The following is a 17,933-nucleotide window of genomic DNA, read 5'->3' on the forward strand; positions in this document are numbered from 1 at the left end:
ATAAAAATTAATAACTTCAAGGACTTAACACTAGGATTTCATATAGCTACGATAGACATTAACCATACTATGCTGTGGTACTAAGCCATACCAAAAAAATCACGAGGCAATCATGACCAGCAGGGATGACACCATTGAACGCACCATGACACGGATGGAGGAACTGCGCCCCAAAATCCTAGACACCACGCTGCGCAATAGCCTGCTCAACACACAGTTTCGGGAAAAGACCCAAAGTCACATCCGTGTCGTCGATGAGCTGCCTGCGGTCTTACACGAGAAACTCTCAAGCGGCGCAAAGATGCTGCTTGATCCCCTGCCAGCACTGGAAGAAGAGCCCTTAGACGAGCAAACAGATGACTTTCGCCAGGGCTTGGCAGAGTTTGAGAATACTGACAGCGACTATCAGGAGACGCTAGCTAAGATAGAAGGCATGGAGCTAGCGGAGACAGACAAGGAAGTCCGCATTCAGGAAGCGTATCGCGATCTCAAAGATCGAGTACGTGCCCATCTCCATATGCCACGGCGTCATACCGACCATCGAACCGTCAAGCTCGATGAGCATGCCCGTATTCATGGCATCAATCCCGACTATGACATGCCGCACCCCGAAGACAGCCATGAAGATGGACGGCACGAGGATGAACGCATCCAAACCTTGATGCTGTCCGAGCGTCTGGAACGACGCTGCACTTCCATCCGCAGCCGGGGGCGGGCTTATGAGCAGGAGACGGGGGTGCAGGTGCTGCAATGTGCGATGGGGTTCCTGGAATGGCAGGACAACGCCAGCGACCGAATTGCCCTATCTCCGATACTTCTTTTGCCGATCAGCCTGTCGCAGAAAAAAACCTCCAAAGGCTTGGAATTCTGGGTCGAGGCCAGCGACTCGCTGATCAGTAACGCCGTACTCAAGCACAAGATGCTTAATGACTACGGCATCGAACTTCCTCAGCCAGATGCCGAGGCACCAAATATCGAGCACCATCTGGCTGAGATAGAAGCTCTCAAACCCAAGTCATTTCGCGTGTGGCGTATCCGTCGCTTCGTGGCCATTGGTGTTTGGCAGGCGGTGAGTCTCGCCATGTATGAGGATCTCAATCCTGATGATTGGCCTTTACCTGATGGCGCCCTGATCAGCCGCTTCCTCGGTGGCCGAGAACTGAGCGGTGAAATGGGCCAATTCGCCGATGAGCACGAGGTGGACGATCCTGAAGTCGAGTCCCAAGTGCCCTTGCTAATTTCTGATGCCGACTCAAGTCAGTTCAGCGCCATGGTCGATGTCATGCGTGGCGAGGATGTCGCTTTGGAAGGACCTCCAGGGACAGGTAAGTCGCAAACCATCGTCAACACGATCGCTGCAGCGCTGGCGGCTGGCAAGAAGGTCCTGTTCGTGGCGGAAAAGCTGGCTGCTCTCGATGTGGTGCGGTCACGCCTAGAGGCTATGGGACTTGGCGAATTCCTGATGAACCTTCAGGCCAGTCAGAACACTCGCCAGCAAGTCCGTGACTCTGTGGTTCAGCGACTCGACTTGCGCCCATCGCAAGCTCGAGATCCCCATGGACTCGACGAGAAAATTCAAGAATTCACTCAGGTTCGTAACGCCCTGGCTGACTATATTCGCTTGATTGGCATGGTGTTCCGCGATACTGGCTTTACCTATCATCATATCCTCGGCCAGGCGATTGTAGCCCAGGCCACCTTGGAAGACCTTTCTCCGGAACTTAGGCGCTTGACGCTACCACACGTGGCCAACTTAAGCGGCCATCAGATCGACCAGCTTTATCGAGATTGCCAAGACTATGCAGATATGGTCACTCGCATGGGCACTCGAGATAGCGAGTGGAGCTTCGTCAATTGTGGTCCACTCGATCGTTTCCGGCGGGACAACCTACTGGATATGGCAGATGAGGCACGCCAGTCGTTGGAAGCAGTCCTTGAGGCCCGCGAAGGCTTGGCCTCATTAAGCTTACCTGTCTTGGATATACCCACCACGAGTCGGCTTCGAGATGATCTCAGGGAAAAAGGGCCACTGCTCCAACAAACCGACATCGACCTTGTCGAGCGCCTACTGCCTGACTCAGCCCGAGAGACAATAGCCAACTTTCGTCAGATCCTCGCCGACATCGAAGCCCTACTCCCCCGGCTTGAACTGTTGGCCGACCCTCACAGCCCTGAGGCCGTCTCTCAGCTCGACAATCTGCTCACAGGACTGGATAGCTTAGGGCAGATCTATCTCGACGATTGTCAGCTGGACGATCAGGTGGAAAAGCATCGCCAGAGGGAAAGTCAGTTCGATGCCATGAGCGAAGGGTTTGACCGTCTGGTTCGTTTCCAGCCTCAACTCGCACATCTGCCCCTGCGCCTGTTATCGGCCATGCTCTCCATTTTACGTGAAACACCCTCGTATATTTTGGAGCAGCGCGGCCAGCAGTCAATCTCCGAGACCGAGATCCATGCCCTGCCGGCAATTGAAGCACAGCTGTCTATCATCGAGACCGAACGGGAAGTCCTGAGCGACACATTCGACTTGAGCCTAGCCACCGATCTAAAGGCATTGACCAATCATCTCACTCAACTCCGCACTAAAGGCGCCCTATCCTTCCTTTCTGGTGCCCTGCGCCAGGCTCGCAAAGCACTGAAGGGATTGCTTCGTGACCCTAACAGTTATAGCGATGATCAGATGCTGGTGGACTTGCCGCCTCTTATCGACCACCTCAAGCGCGTCGAGGCATTTGTAGAGGATAAACAATATAACCAGTTTAGCTGGTTTAGAGGCATACAGACTGATGTAGCTACCATCCGTAAGCGCATTGCCTATCAGCAGCGTGCTCGTACGCTAGCCCGGGAGGAAGGGCAATCAGTGGTCAGTGTAGTGTTGCTCGACGAGCATCCCGAGGTTCTGATTGGCATGAGAGCCTTGGCAGAACAGCTCGATACATCTTCGCTTCCAAATGACGTTTTGTCGGGCACCTATCAAGATCTCGAACAGTTGCGCCAAAAAGCTAAGCAAACTCGGGAAGAGGTCGATAAACAGGTCGTTGAGCTTCGCAATACGCGCATATCGTTGTTATCAACCAAATCAGCGATCTCCCGGCAAGCAATTGCCGATACTCGGGAAAGTCTAATTACTTGGCAGGAGGCACGAGACAAGGCTACCCAACATGAGGCGGCATCGCTGTTAGGTGGGCATTTTGAAGGTCCCGCCACCCCCTTAGAGATCGCCAGTCAGGAGGTAGCCTTAGTTCAATGGATCATTGGGTACCCCGATGCCTTGCACAACCCCCTGCTATCGTTATGGAGGCAAACACCCGCAGCACTCTGTGAGGCCTTAGATATCTATTTGGCCCGGCATACAGCTCATTTAGAGCGTGTGGCAGTTCTGGTTGACACAACCCGAGTTCCTGCCGAGCAGTGGAGATGCAACCCTTATGATGACAGCGCCGTCGACGCCTTACGCCGCATGGCCCAGGATGCCGAAGGGCTGGATCACTTTGCCCAGCGTAATACCCAGAGAGCTCAACTTGAAATGTGGCATGTCACACCGCTGGTGCTCGCGCTGGACCACCAGGAGATCGCCGCCGAGGTATTTATTGATACCGTAAAGGCAGTAGTTGCGATGACCCTTGCGAAGGCCATCTACGACACCCACGGGCATCACCTGTCTCATTACCGAGGACAGAGGCTGAATGATCTACGAACCCGGCTTGCTGATCTTGATCGAGAAATTATTCGCCTCAACCGAGAGCGCTTGCGCCATCTGCTAGTAACCAACGCCCATCCACCGCAGGGCAATGGTAGTTTCGGCAAGCGGGCCAAGGTTTCAGAAATGACGGATTTGGCACTCTTGCAGAACGAGGCCAAAAAACAGAAACGCTTCCTTCCCGTACGCGACCTGACTGCCCGCGCTGGCACAGCGTTACGCGAACTTAAACCATGCTGGATGATGTCTCCTCTGACGGTAGCGAAGTATCTTCCAAAAGTAGAAAGCCTCTTCGACTTGGTGATCATCGACGAAGGCTCACAGATGCGACCCGAAAACGCCTTAGGGGCGATGCTACGTGCCAAGCAATCCATGACAGCCGGGGACACCAAGCAGCTCCCCCCCTCGAGCTTCTTCCGCAACCTTGGCCAGGGGGATGACGACGACGATGAAGATACCGTACAAGAAGAGTCGATCCTCGACCTTGCCAACCTAACGCTAAATTGTCGCCGACAATTACGTTGGCATTATCGCTCCCGCCACGAGAGCCTGATAGCCTTCTGCAACCGGCATATGTACAAAGATGACCTGGTAGTTTTCCCAACAGCGAATGCTAATGACCCACGTTTAGGCGTCAAGCTAGTACCCATTGAAAATGGCACCTATCACAAAAGCTATAATCGTGAAGAAGCTAAGGTCATGGTCAACCATATCCTTCAGCATATGAGCGAGCACCCTGATCGCTCACTCGGTGTCGTAACTCTCAACAAGGCCCAGCAGACCTTACTCGAGGACGAATTTCAGGCAATGGCGCAAACTTCGGCTGTCGCCCAGAGTTATGAGAAGCATTGGGAGGAAGCACGACATGGCCTGGAAGGCTTCTTTATCAAAAACCTCGAAAATGTCCAGGGCGATGAGCGTGACGTGATCTTTATCGGCACAGTGTTCGGTCCGGATCCTGGCTCAGGTAAGGTACATAACCGCTTTGGACCGCTGAGTGGGAGGGCTGGCAAGCGCCGACTCAACGTTCTTTTTTCTCGCGCAAAGGAAAAGATTGTCACCTTCACGTCAATGAAACCTAGCGACATCCGAGCTGAGCCAGATAAGAGCCCAGGAGCGCACATGCTCAAGCAATGGTTGGAATATTCCGCCACCGGGCAGCTGGATAGCGGATTCTCTACGGGAGCCGAGCCTGATTCAGAATTCGAGCGCCACGTGATAAAGGTGATCGAGGGAATGGGCTTCGAGGCCGTGCCCCAGGTCGGGGTGCAAGGTTTCTTTATCGACATTGGCGTGCGTCACCCTGATTACCCCTACGGCTACTTGCTAGGGGTGGAGTGCGACGGTGCTACCTACCACTCCTCACGTTCTGCCCGTGATCGGGACAGACTGCGCCAGGAAATTCTGGAGAGCAAGGGCTGGCATCTTCACCGCATCTGGTCGACCGACTGGTTCACCGACGCCCTCGGCGAAAAGGAGAAGCTCAAGGTGTCCATCGAGAATCGTCTCTCAGAGGCGGTGAGGCAGATGCCAAAGAGCGAAAGCATTCCATTAGATGAAGAAGATGATAGTCATAATACCATCCACCTTTCCCAATCAAATGAGGCTGAAGCACAGCGACCATTATTTAATTGAAAGATATGAGAAGGCGGGACCTTCCCGCCTTCTCATTAATAGTTACCCCATTCGATAATAACCAGCCAGCAAGACTCCCACCGCCTTCCTACAAAGGGAAAGACCGTCGCACCGGATGGCTGATGCAGGCTCTGAGTGCAACAGCGTCATTGGATAGATGATGGACCTTCTTGATATTTCGCCATCAGTTCACCCATCACCTCTATCGGGCATTTGAAATCAAAACGCTTACGTGGGCGCATATTCAGCTCAAAGGCAATGGCATCCAGCTCTTCCTGACTATGCACGGATAAATCCGTCCCTTTGGGCAGGTACTGGCGGATTAAGCAATTGATATTTTCGTTGGCACCCCGCTGCCACGGGCTATGTGGGTCACAAAAGTAGATGGCCACCCCTGTTTCCTGTGTGATCTTCGCATGCTTAGCCATTTCTCTACCCTGGTCGTAGGTCATGCTTTTGCGTGCTGCCAGAGGCATCCGGTTGAGAGCAGAACTGAACCCCTCCACGGCTGAAGTCGCGGTAGCGTCATTCATCTTTGCCAAGACCAGATAGCCGCTTTTGAGTTCCACAAGAGTGCCGACGGCAGAGGCATTGCCTTTGCCCTTGATCAGGTCACCTTCCCAGTGGCCGGGCACCTCACGTTTCTCAACTTCAGGGGGACGCAGGTGGATGCTGACCATATCGGGGATCTGATTGCGCCTGTCGACGTGCCCTTTTCGAGGCTTACGGGTCGATTTTCCCTGCCGTAGGCAATGAATCAGTTCTTTTCGCAGCTCACCGACAGGCAGGGCATAGATGGCGTTGTAGATCGTTTCACGGCTGTCAATGGCCATCAGAACTGACCCACCAGTGGCCAACAAAATTGACCCACCCGTGATCGTCAGCTGAGCGTCTTCTGCTTCAACCGGTAGCTCTCCCCGCCGAGCAGGTAGAGGTGCGAGTGGTGGATGATCCGGTCAACGATCGGCACCGCCACGTTGTCGTCGTGGAAGAACTCCCCCCAGCTGGTGAAGTCCTTGTTGGTGGTGATGATCAGCGAGCGGTGCTCATAGAACCGGTTGATCAGCTGGAACAGGGCGTAGCGCGCCTGCCGGCTCATCGGTAAATACCCCAGCTCATCGATCACCAGGGCGTCGACCTTGGCGAGCTTGTGCAGCGTCTTCTTCAGCTCCCCCTTCATCTCGGCGAGTTCCAGCTCCTCGACCAGGTCCAGGGCGTTGCGGAACAGCACCCGGTAGCCTGCCTCGATGGCCTTCTGGCCGATGCCGATCGCCAGGTGTGTTTTCCCGACCCCCGGCGGGCCGATGAACACCAGGTTCTCGCGGTTGTCGAGGAAGGCGAAGTCGAGCAGGGCGTTGACCTGGCGCTTGGTGATGGTGGTCTGGTGCCGGTAGTCGAAGCCCTCCAGCCTCTTGTCGCTGGGAAACCCGGCCTGTCGCCGGTAGAGGTCGACGCGCTTGGCCTCGCGGGTCTGGCGCTCGTGCTCGACCAGCATGTCGGCGAAGGCCAGGTAGGAGACCTCGTTGGCCTCGGCCTGGGCCAGCAGGTCGGTGAGGCCCCCGGCGATGGCACCGAGGCGCAGGCTGCGATAGCGCCCGGCGGTCAGCTCAAGCTGCCCCATGGGTCACCTCCTGCTGGCCGCTGGAGCGGCCAAGTCGGGCGTACTGGCTCAGGTCCGGGGGCGGCGTGAAGGCGCCGGACGGGGCGTCATCATCGCCATCTCGCCCGCGCGCCTTGGCCAGCCGGGCCGCCGCCAGGCGCTCCTTGAGACGGCCGGCGGTGAGGCGCTCACGGGTGACCCAGTCGCCGATCAGCGCCCGATCCAGCGCGTCCTCGCCCTCCAGCAGCTTTCTGGCGGCGCGCAGCTGGTCCTTGTAGTGACGCGGCATGCTCTCGCGCAGGCGCGCACACAGCTGGCCTCCCAAGGGCTCGCCGAGGCACCGGGCGATGGCCTGTTCCAGGTCGGCCTCTTGCTGGCGGTGATCGCGGTAGTGGGCCTCGTTGCGCAGCGTGCGGCCCTTGCCCAGGTGCAGGGCATGGGTGGCGATCTCGTCGCCGCTCTCCAGGTCATGGATCGACAGGCGATCATCTTCTTCCCGCACCCCGACGCGGCCCTGCTGGTAGGCCATCGGCACCGAGTACTTGTTGGCCTGCCAGGCGATCAGCCCGGTCTTGTCGACCCGGCGCGGGGCCAGGCCGTCAGCCTCGCGGCCCACGCAGACTGGCGTCAGGTAGGGGCGCAAGTGGCCCCGCTCCTCGGCGTCGAAGTGGGCCCTCGGCTGCTGACCGGTGGTGCCGTGAATGCGCACGTTGGCGACGTCGTCGAGCCACTGCTGCACATGAGCGCGCAGGTCGGCCTCGTCGCGGAACGTCTCGCCATAGAAAGCATCCTGCTTGGCGTACTTCACCCCGGCCTCGACCTTGCCCTTGCTCTCCGGGTCATAGCCGCAGCAGGCGTGGATCCGGAAGCCGGCGGCGGTGGCGTACTCGTGGAAGCGCTGGTTCACCTCCAACTCGCGGAACTGCTCGCTGATCACCACCATCTTGGTCTGGTCGTAGACGCACTCCTCCGGCAGGCCACCGAAGTAGCGGAACGCCTCGTCGTGCAGGCGGATGAAGGTGACGGTATCGAGCGGCGACAGACTGACGCCGACATAGGTCAGGCGCGAGTAGGAGAGCACGAACACCACGAAGTACAGGGGGCTCGGCTCGCCGCCGATCATCACCTCGCGCAGTTCGCCCGGATCCACCTGGCACTGCACGCCGGGCACCATATCGAGCACCGGCTCGTAGTAGCGACGCTGCCGGCTGGCCACGGTGCTCTTCACCTGCTGGACGTAGCGACGCAGGGTGCGTTCCGAGACTGCCAGCTCGCCGACCTTCTCGCGCAGCTTGCGGGCGACCTTGACGCTGCTCAGCCGAGGGAAGGTGCGCAGCAGGTAGGCGATATAGTCGCGGTGGGCATCGAGCTTCTTCTCGCGTTCCCGGTTGGACTGCGCCGCCTCGATGGTGGCCACCTCCTGGCGCAGGTACTTACGGACGGTGTTACGAGAGATACCCAGCTCCTGGCCGATGGCACGGATGGAGAGGCCCTGTCCGTCATCGTGTAACGCTTTGATCTTGTGAATCATTCCCCAGTCCTTCACATCTCCGTCCCGACCCTTGGCTGAGCCGACACGGTAGGTGGATGGTGGCAGCGCTGCCACCTCGGGGGTGGGTCAAAAGCGTTGGCCGGTACTGGGTCAATTTACTTGGCCATTAACACACGGCAGACGTAGGCGTCTCTGAGGCTTGGTATCGTCATCTTCTTGAGCTTGCCGGCGATCTGCTCAGGTGACAAGCGCTGCCGCAGCATGTCAAGAATCAGCTCAAACCGTTCGCTACCAGGCGCCAGCTTTTGCTTCGGACGACACCCGACTCGCCGTGCCTTTCGGAGACGTTGGGCATGATGAACAACGTAACGTCCACCAGGTTCTTGATTGCGTTTTATTTCGCGACTGATCGTGGATCGAGGGGGAGCGTTCCATCATTCGAGCGATCTGTCGCATGCTCATACCTTGAGCAAGGCTGACGTGGATCGTGGCGCGCTCTTCGATGCTGAGTTCAGAATATGACATGGATACAACACCTTACCTAAAAGATCAGGTGTTGCACTCAGATTCTGCGGCCAAGCCTTTAATATCGGGCAATATTGTGATGCAGGTGGCCTAACTTGGCTCAGCACCGCCAAGTCATCCGGTAGCCCCTTTGCGATACGCTCGGCGAAGCCGCTAAAGGGTGGGTTCCGCCAGCATGAAAAATGCCAAGCTTGATCATAAGCTTCTCCTCTGCGCCTCATGACCCGGCCTAGTACTTGGCGTTAGTACAGCTCGGTCCGAATTGGCTGAAGTAGCAGCACACTTAAAGGCGAGGAATATCTTATCCCTAGCTGATTATCCCAACCGCCACGATCTAGCGGCAATCACTATGTCGAAACGCGTTGATCAAGGGCATTGATCCGAGCCAAGCAGTCGTTTTCCGGAATGCCGCGACGACGCCAGCGTGACCATCAATTGGCGATTGACTTAGGGTGGATGGCCACAGACCGCCAAATCAAGTCCCTCGCGCCGGCACATGGACTTGCGGAAGGCCGCGAGATGCTGTCTCGGAAGCTCGCCAAGATTCGGGCAGCGCTACCAATTCGCCCCCTGCAAGGTCGGTCGGGGCGAAGGGGGCCAAGTATCATACTGATCGAGCCAGCAGCCTGCTAGCCAGTGATTAGCATGCAGAGAGAACGTATCTAGATTCGGGATCCAGGCACGCAGTCGACCTACTCCTCCGGTAAGAGCTGGCGGGTTTCGGATCGCCGTTGCGATGGATTTCTTCATCAAATAAGTCTCTACTGAGGTTTGCTCTGCGAAGCCAATGGCACGATTGACATAGTGGTCGACGCCCCCTTCGGTGCGCACCCAGCTCAGTGCAATAATGGCAAGATCGGCAACAAGGCCGGCTGAGCGCCGTCGCCAGCCTTGCCACGGCTTGGGCGGTGCTTCGGGCGATCTACCAACTGGAAAGGCCGACGTAGATTGTGATGCAGGCTGAGAACGGGCCAGGCCTCCGAATTTCGAGGATTATTTCAGGCTTCGTCGCAACCCAATCCCCTTTAGCAGCGGATGCCTGACGGCGTACTCACATAATCCAAAATTCCGATGTTCGAGCAAGAACTCATCGATAGCTTGGAGTGCTTCCTCGTCATCATGACCCCACAAATCTTCGATCACCACTGTGCCCCCCTTAGACACAAACTCAACCCAGGCCCCCAACGCGGCTAGGTTCCGGCGAAGATCGCCGCCTAGGTCGATCACGATCACGTCAAAAGTCCGCGTAATTTCGCACACAGAGGTCAGGGTCTCTTGACTCAGAGCGTCACCAATCAGCATATGCTGCCCGACCGCAGACCAGCATGACCCATCGATCGCCGGCTCTTGGGGATCGGTATCAACCGAAACCACAAGCCCCCCCCCCAGCAGGTGCAGCACGCTAGACAGAAACCAGACTCCGCCTCCACGCCCTCTACCGAGTTCGAGCACTCGCCGGCCTGCAGCGCCCATGAGCAGCTCCTGCAGATAGAACAGGTCGCTCGGCATCTTGACCACAACCTCACCCAGCCAACAGTAGTCTCGCTCGGTCTCGATCTCATGCCGCCAATACCAGCGCTGATAATCGGCAGCCAGCGCTGCTTCCGAGCCTGATGCTGGACCATGACCTGCGAGCGTGTCGGTGAAGGGCTCGACGAGCACGCCCAGCTCAACCCACTGCGCGAAGCCGGGCGGGGCGGAACTAAATCCCAAGAACTCACGCAGATACTCGTAAGTTGCACGATCGACACAATGCCGCTCTCTGCGGACAGCGTGCTGGACTTCAATGAAGTCGCCATAGTCCACAAACACAGCAAAGCGGCTCAATCGAAGCGGCTGCCCGATCACCGCAGACTCCGCCGAGCAAGAACAAAGGGGCTAATAGAGTGCAAAAAAGCTTCACCGCGCCAACTGTCTAACATCTCAATGTTTACAAAGCCGATTTCGGCCAGGATCGAGGTTAAGAGCCTCACGTCGGCTACACGGAGTTCGTGACGCTCCTTGAAATGCTCCGCTGTGGAGACACACTCAAACTCGTACTCGGCGAGCAGCTTCTGAGGCCCGTCAGACCAGAAACGGTAGTGCAGCACGATGTCTTCGGGACCACCAGGGCCGCTCTCTAAGTCAACGTTGAACGACGGCATCTCAGTGGCCGCACTTGGTGCGTGGGCAACCTGCAAGACCAGGCCACCACCAGGGCGCAACATCCGATAGCATCGTCGAAACACGTCACGTAGCTCGTCGAGGTCTCGGCAATAGTTGAGCGACCACGACAACGACACGAGACAATCGAACACTTGCTCATGCTCGAGCTCCTGCATCGGCAGAAGCTGCACTCGGTTTCGGCCGACACGTGCACGCGCACACTCAATCATCTTGGGTGCTGAGTCAATGCCGAGCGGGTCGAGTCCGGCCGCTAGGGCCTTCTCGAGTAGTACACCGGTGCCACAGCCGAGGTCGAGGAGCCGACCTTCACCACCGACTCCACATGCTTGCTTGATCACAAAGGCGTGATCATGGACGTAATGGTGAGGCGGCGTGTGCAGATCGTAGCGATCACCGAACTCGCCATAGAGCTTGTAGTTAAGGTCGTCGCTCATACGTCTCCTTCTGTGAGCACTGGCATATTGGTAAAGGCTCTCGCGACTGCGGGGGCGAGGATCAACCAAGAGCCACCCGCGCCGAGGTGGCACAGTTTCGTAGAACCGAGCTTTTCAGTGTTGAGCAGGGTGAGGACCTTGATGAGGCGAGCTTGCCGTCGCTCGCTGCGGGCATTGGGGGGTACTAGCTTCTTAAGTGCATAGCAGAGTTCGGCGACAGTGCCCGTTGTTAGCCAATCAGCGTAGCTGCGGCCAGCGAACTCGAACAACAACACGTGCCGGCGCAACCCCAGACCGGCACACAAAGGGCAAGAGATCATCTCCTCAGAAGCCAGCACCGCTTCGCGCCATTGCTGCGAGCCGCGCGAGGCATTATCACGCATATACGCGAACAAGCCATCCCAGCGTAGCCAGCTCGCTACTTCCTTGGGATTGCTCTTAGGTGTCCGCAGGAATGACCCCGGGCCGGGACGAGCCCAAAAACCGTATAGCAGCAGCTTCCACTCATGATCGGAGAGCTGAGCAATAGGGCGGCCAGCTGGCCAAAGTTCTTCTTTGACCATGCGTCTAAAGAAAGGCAAAAGGACGTTGCGATGGACACCTTTGAGCACATCGAGTGCGCCCGGATGTAAGAAATCATTGTCCTCGACCGGCCTTCGCACATCGCCTATCAACAAGGTAAGGTCATAACTGAGCACCTGCCCGCGCCCCATGCAGCACGGACACCGTCCCCGCAAAGTGTGCCTATCAAAGTCGAAGGCCGAAGCCGAGTGCGGCCCGACCAAACCTCGCTCGAGATCTACTGGCCGTTTAAGACAGGTTGCCAGCACCTTCGCCCCTCTTTTCAGTTCAATATAGCCACCGCCGAGTAGCAACGCGCTATCGATCAGGCGAGCTCGCACGTTGCGCTCGGTTGCATCATCGCAAACGAGTGGACCACCAGCTGCGCGGAGTTGGGCGAGGTCTTCTTGCTCTATCCACTCTAGGCCCTGCTTGGACAACTGCTCGCGACGCTCCTGGATCGCACTAACTGGAACCTTGTCCCCCCATACATATAACTCGCGAATCAGTGGATAAATGAGCAACCGAGCGTCTGGTGCGCCTTCCCAAGCATCGAGCATCGAAGTTACGTCAAAACGGGGATCCATTGCGCACTTGCACTCGAGCATAAGCGAGGCGAGTTCACGATCAAGTCCTCCATACTCAAGCATACGACGATCACCCAAGCCCTGCGCATCAACGACCACCGCAAGCTGCTTCCCCTCGTGTGCGAGTTCTTGCTCCTGTGGAGGCAGGTCGTACCCGAGTAACCTTCGTAACCAACGAAGGGCACTTGCGGCTTCAGCAGAGCTAGGTGACGCATCGGGTTCGTAGCTTGCTGATCGGCGCGATAACTTAGCCGGCTTCGGCGATGCTCGGAGCATGCGACCGCTTGGAGTGTCCTGCTCGCGTAACTGGTTTGGGGTGCCCTCGGCTATTAGCCGCCCTCCTCGCGGACCACTTTCCGGACCGAACTCGACGACCCAATCTGCTGCAGAGACTAGCTCAAGGTTGTGCTCGACAACTACGAGCGAGTGCCCTTTTCTAACAATGTGATCTAAAGTTCGGAGCAAGCGTGCGACGTCGTCGCGATGCAGGCCCGCCGCCGGCTCGTCGAGCACGAATATCAACCGCTCACGCGAGCGTTGGTTCAGTTCGCGTGCAATCCTTAGGCGCTGAAGCTCACCGCCGCTTACGGTGTCGAGTCGACGCCCGAGTGAAAGGTGACCGACACCGAGTTCGTCGATAGTCTCCAACAGTGGCAGAGTGCCATCGAACGCGGAAAATGACTCAGAGCAGAGGCTTGAGATAGACCGCTCAAGGACTTGCGCGATATCAAAGCCGTCGTCGAGGACTGCCAGTACCGAAGAGCCAAACCGGGCGCCCCCGCAACTCGGACAGGTAACCCAAAGGCCTGCCTCATCAATCTCGCCAATACCTAGACACTGATCACATCGCCCCTCGCCGGCGTTGAGACCGAAGTCACTGGCTCGTAGCCCGATAGCGGCTGCCGAAGGCAACTTGGCATAATGTTGTCGCAGCGGCTCGGCCAGGCCCAAAAACGTAGCAACAGTGCTCCGCCTGTTCGCTGCGGGGGCCCGCTGATCTAGAGCGACAAGGCCCTCGAGATGTTTGGTACCAGAGAGAAATGTCCATCGTCCGCGGCGAACGTCGAAATCCAGCACTTCCGGCGAGGTCTCGAACGAAGCGGCAAGGGCGGGAACCAGCGCTCCGCGAACGAAGCTCGACTTGCCCGACCCGGATACACCAACCACGCATACGAAGTGCCCGAGGGGAATCTCCACGTCTACGCCCTGGAGATTGTTTGCCCGGGCACCCTTGATTTGAAGCTTCGGCCCACGCTCTTGTACGGCGAGGGGCTCCCGAGTGAGCCTAGCATCAGGTTGCCACCAACTATTGGGAACCTTACCCGCGTGGACGACAGTGCCGCCATGGGGGCCGGCACCAGGGCCGAGCTCGACAAAGAAGTCGGCCGCTGCAGCCAATCGGTGCCGATGTTCGTTAAGTATTAGGCTATGTGTACCCCGTAAACCGGCTAGAGTTGCCGAAAGTCGGTCGAGATCTTCATCATGTAAGCCGCGGGCAGGCTCGTCGAGCAACAGACACAGACCAGCATGACGACCGTCAAGGGTGGCCGCCAAACGCAATCGCCGCGACTCTCCCTCGCTGACGTCCAACATTCCGCGATCACCACTTATGTGATCTAGGCCAACGCCCACAAAGCTCTCGGCAAGGCGATGAAGCTGGGCGAGATAAGGACCAGCCTCCTTAGGCAGTGACTTTGCGAGGGCGGATTCGGGCGCGCAGAGGACCGATAGCTCATCGAAGGTGTACGCCAGGAGCTGATCTATTGAAAACCCTCCGAGTCGTAATGCACTAGTCACACCGGACCAACGACTGCCACAACAACTGGGACACGGCCCTTCGTCTACCAGGAAAGCTAACCGCTCAGCGGTCACGCCGCGCTTTCTTACCCGCTCGAGGATCGCTGAGCGAAACCCATCGAAACGGCGAGGAATGCTCATCTTGTGCCCACTACCTAGCTCGCGGTCAACGATAAGCTCTTCACCCGCCCCTTCGATGACCAACCGACGTGCGTCCTCGCTAAGCTTGGACCAGGGCTGATCGGGGCTGAAGCCCCTCACTCCACGCAACCCTTCAATCGTCTGGTGCTGAATGTTGACGTACTTATAGTTGTTAGTTTGCCACAACGCGAAGGCGCCCTCATGCATGGACAAATCGGGACGCACAACCAGCGAATCTATGTCCACAGTAATACTTCGCCCAAGTCCATGGCACTCGGGGCACGCACCGCTGGACTCATGCTCCGGCGCGTTGAACGACAAGAGATGCTCGCTTGCTGGTTGATAGCGTAGCGGGTCTGCTGGTATCACCCAGTGTTGTCGGGAATCAATCGCGGCCACTTCGGCCCCCTCAAGCTCGAGAAAAACACGTCCTTCGCCTGCATCGAAGGCGAGCGACAGCAACTTTTCGAGCTGCTGTTGAGTTGCCTTTGTCCGCTTGCCGAGGTTAACGCTGCCCACTTCGGTCTCGACGACGTGACGGGTTTTCGCGGAGAGAGGTTTGAATCTATCAAGCAGGACAATACTGCCCTTCTCCCAGCGTTTAGGAGAGTCGGTCTCGCTTCGCACGATAACACTAGTAAACCCCAGACCTCGCAGGCGCTCGGCCATCGCGACTCCGTCGCTAGTCACGAACGAGAGAGGGATTGCCCAGATTTTCACTTGGCCATGGTGCTGCTCCAGCAACCATGCTTTGTAGCTCTCCACGCTGGGAGCAGGAACTGCTTCGTCGCAGCACTTCGAGACAGGCACCGACCACCGGATGAACATCCGCCGAAGCAGAGAGAGTAGTCCACTTGCAGTACCGACTGTTGTCCTCGACGATGCTCGAAAGGCTCGTTGACCTAGGTGAAGAGTTGGCGGCATTCGACCCACGAATGCGTTACTCATCGGCAGGTCGAGGTGGTCCTGACCAACCCCAAGAAAGATCCTCAGCCGCAGGTTCCCCTCGCGAGCGAGCGTATTTGCAAGTAAGGAACTCTTGCCTGACCCCGAGACACCAACAACCATCGACACTCCCCCAACCGGGAAGCTAACGTCAACATCCTGAAGATTGTTGGCATTGGCGCCTACAACTTCGATAGTCTCAGGCTCTATTTGGGCCATGTAGGCTCGTCCCGTAGATGGAGAACATGAATCTCCCGGGCTTTGAAGCGTCGAGGAAATTCCAAGTATTGGACCGTACAATCACCACGATAGTGGAGTGCGCGGACATTAGAAACTAATAGCGCGTCACCCACCCCAAGTTCGATTGGCTCGGACGCCGCAAGTGCAGCGTTGTGGATCGTGTCGAGCTGATATTCAAGTGTATCGGTGAAGCGAGCCCCGCGCCGCTCGGCCGCCCTTAGAGTCTCAGGGTGAAAACGAATAGTCGATTCACTCGCCATAATCCCGGACCAAGATCCTTGTGCACGCTCATCAACCATCTCAACGTTGTCGGTGAGCAGAAGCTGCAAAGCCTTGACGGCTCCGCGCCGTTGAAGTTCCGCTAGGAGTTCACAGAGCCGAACGACACGGACAACACCGTAACCCTCGCTCGGGTCAGGCGCTCGACAGTGGATCAAGGTTACATGCGGAGGCTCGTCAGCCGTACTTAAATCAGTATGGAAGTGGCCATCGCGCAAACTCTGAGAAAGCTCTGTGGTCCACGGAGACATCTTGAAGTGCTTGACGATCTTCTCTCCACGGTAAGTCTTGAACTCGGCATCTAATGCGAGTGCGAGAAGCAGCGACGTGGTACCGTCTCCAAGTACAGGAAGTCCACGAATGACAGCGTGGTCGCGCATCATCCAAGTTCGAGCAAGATCTGCAACGAAAGCCCGCCAGTAGGGTGAGGCGAGTTCAGTAGCGAGCGCTCGTCGCTGCATGGGGACGAGCGCTAGTGCTTCGTAAAATTCAAGCGACCCACGAATAGCAAGGGCGATTAGGGTCTCTCTCACGGGAGTAGATAGCTTCAGCTCAGGAACGCTCATTCTCGGTTCTCGAATCGAAATAGCAGCTTATGGCGGAATTGATGTTTGAGCAGCGCTCCGACCGAAGGATACGAGAACGATCCGGATACACTCGGATCGTGGAATACCCAGCCGGTATCTCGTAGAGGACGAACCGAAGGTTTGAGCCCAGCGTGTGAACCTGCAGCCATCAATTCGAGTGGTGAGTGATCGTAGACAACATGACCCAGCTCTTCGAGTTCATGCTTCCAGTTGACCCACAATGGGTTTTCCGTGTGGCAACCTAGGACTAAGTACGCAAAACGGCCTGGTGCGAGCACCCGACGTATCTCTGCCATCAGCCACGAAGGATCGCTGATATATTGCAGGATCTCATGACCAAGGATGAGGTCCACACTCGCATCGGGGAGCTCGGACCAGCCATCGGAACCAACCAATTGAATCTCGGTCGCGAAACGAGCGAGACGTTGGGCAGCCGCGCGTCTCGCGCTAATGAGCGGCTCTAGACCTATAAGCTTCGACGGCCTTAAGCGCTCATGCACCAATTCCAGAAGTCCACCACGATGACAGCCGATATCGAGCACTGTCGCACCAGGCAATACGCAACCATCAGCCTGCACATGACCGACGAGCGCCCGCCAAAAATGAACATTGCGCTCGTCTAGACGCTTATCTTCCGCATAATCGAAGAAGTGCGTACGAATGACCTCAGACACTCAGGGACACCGCTGTGGAGCGCAGCTTCGGGCCTCGGCATCACCAGCGGTTGGATCGATCCCGAAGTGCGATACGAACAGGTTGAGTGACTCCTCGAACGTCGACTCGAGGTTTGCACGATCCGCCGCGCCCCGCATCCCAAAATACGGGAAGTGATGAAGATACTCGCCAAACAAGATATCGCAGTCCGCGAAGTAAGCATGCGTGTCGAGGATGTGAGCGTGCCAAAATTCGTCGATCGGTCCCGAAGGGCAGATCTTTTTATCTGGGTAGCGGATGTTGAGCGCGAGGAACTTGCGGTACAGGCTCTCAACCTCGTCGCAGTACTCGCGAGTCCAGCCACGTTCCTCCATTAATTTTCGCCCAAGCATGGAGAAGTCGAGTTGAGCGACCTTGTCTAAGGCAGCTTGCATCACCTCATCAATGCGTAGAAGTCTATGTGACTCCTCGAACGTGAGGGGGGCGCGGACAGCACTCTGATCCATAAAGGTCTCCGATATATCCATTAGCGTGACAATATTAGTTAAGACCTGGCTAACTTTATAGGATTAAGGACGGCATGTCAGGCC

The 17,933-nt window shown here is 57.0% G+C and carries 9 protein-coding genes and 2 pseudogenes; 1 reads left to right on the forward strand and 10 read right to left on the reverse strand.

Features of this window, described 5'->3' with window-relative positions; translation table 11 throughout:
• Positions 1-112: 112 nt before the first annotated feature.
• The gene (locus Q2K57_RS16500) at positions 113-5,335 is read left to right on the forward strand and encodes a DUF4011 domain-containing protein (RefSeq protein ID WP_304525724.1); all 5,223 of its coding nucleotides are present in this window, start codon (positions 113-115) and stop codon (positions 5,333-5,335) included.
• Between the two features lie 146 nt (positions 5,336-5,481).
• Here Q2K57_RS16500 and Q2K57_RS16505 read toward each other — a convergent pair.
• The 10 genes and pseudogenes from Q2K57_RS16505 to Q2K57_RS16550 form a co-directional block, all read right to left on the reverse strand.
• Positions 5,482-6,153 (reverse strand): annotated as a pseudogene (locus Q2K57_RS16505) (IS30 family transposase); the annotation flags it as partial.
• Between the two features lie 62 nt (positions 6,154-6,215).
• Positions 6,216-6,956 (reverse strand): IS21-like element helper ATPase IstB, encoded by a 741-nt coding sequence (gene istB, locus Q2K57_RS16510; protein ID WP_304525725.1) that lies wholly within the window; start codon positions 6,954-6,956, stop codon positions 6,216-6,218.
• A complete protein-coding gene (gene istA / locus Q2K57_RS16515; protein ID WP_304525726.1) occupies positions 6,943-8,466 on the reverse strand; it encodes an IS21 family transposase in 1,524 nt (507 codons plus the stop codon). The genes istB and istA overlap by 14 nt, the downstream gene beginning before the upstream one ends.
• Before the next feature lie 134 nt (positions 8,467-8,600).
• A pseudogene (locus tag Q2K57_RS16520) lies at positions 8,601-8,952 on the reverse strand (transposase); the annotation flags it as partial.
• 993 nt (positions 8,953-9,945) lie between these two features.
• On the reverse strand, positions 9,946-10,800 hold the full coding sequence (locus Q2K57_RS16525; RefSeq protein WP_304525727.1) for a CmcI family methyltransferase: 855 nt from the start codon (positions 10,798-10,800) through the stop codon (positions 9,946-9,948).
• Entirely contained in the window at positions 10,797-11,552 is a 756-nt protein-coding gene (locus Q2K57_RS16530) for a class I SAM-dependent methyltransferase (RefSeq protein WP_304525728.1), read from the reverse strand. Before Q2K57_RS16530 ends, Q2K57_RS16525 begins: the two co-directional genes overlap by 4 nt.
• Complete coding sequence (locus Q2K57_RS16535) at positions 11,549-15,307, reverse strand: hypothetical protein (RefSeq protein WP_304525729.1); 3,759 nt, start codon at positions 15,305-15,307, stop codon at positions 11,549-11,551. The genes Q2K57_RS16530 and Q2K57_RS16535 overlap by 4 nt, the downstream gene beginning before the upstream one ends.
• A gap of 482 nt (positions 15,308-15,789) precedes the next feature.
• Entirely contained in the window at positions 15,790-16,668 is an 879-nt protein-coding gene (locus Q2K57_RS16540) for a TauD/TfdA family dioxygenase (RefSeq protein WP_304525730.1), read from the reverse strand.
• Positions 16,665-17,363 carry a class I SAM-dependent methyltransferase gene (locus Q2K57_RS16545; protein ID WP_304525731.1) on the reverse strand — a complete coding sequence of 233 codons (699 nt, stop codon included), beginning with the start codon at positions 17,361-17,363 and terminating at the stop codon, positions 16,665-16,667. Before Q2K57_RS16545 ends, Q2K57_RS16540 begins: the two co-directional genes overlap by 4 nt.
• Positions 17,364-17,849: a hypothetical protein gene (locus Q2K57_RS16550; protein ID WP_304525732.1), complete on the reverse strand. Its 486-nt coding sequence runs from the start codon at positions 17,847-17,849 to the stop codon at positions 17,364-17,366. It abuts the gene before it with no gap.
• Between the last annotated feature and the right edge of the window lie 84 nt (positions 17,850-17,933).

The organism is Halomonas sp. I5-271120, assembly GCF_030553075.1.
In the GTDB taxonomy this organism is placed as follows: domain Bacteria; phylum Pseudomonadota; class Gammaproteobacteria; order Pseudomonadales; family Halomonadaceae; genus Onishia; species Onishia taeanensis_A.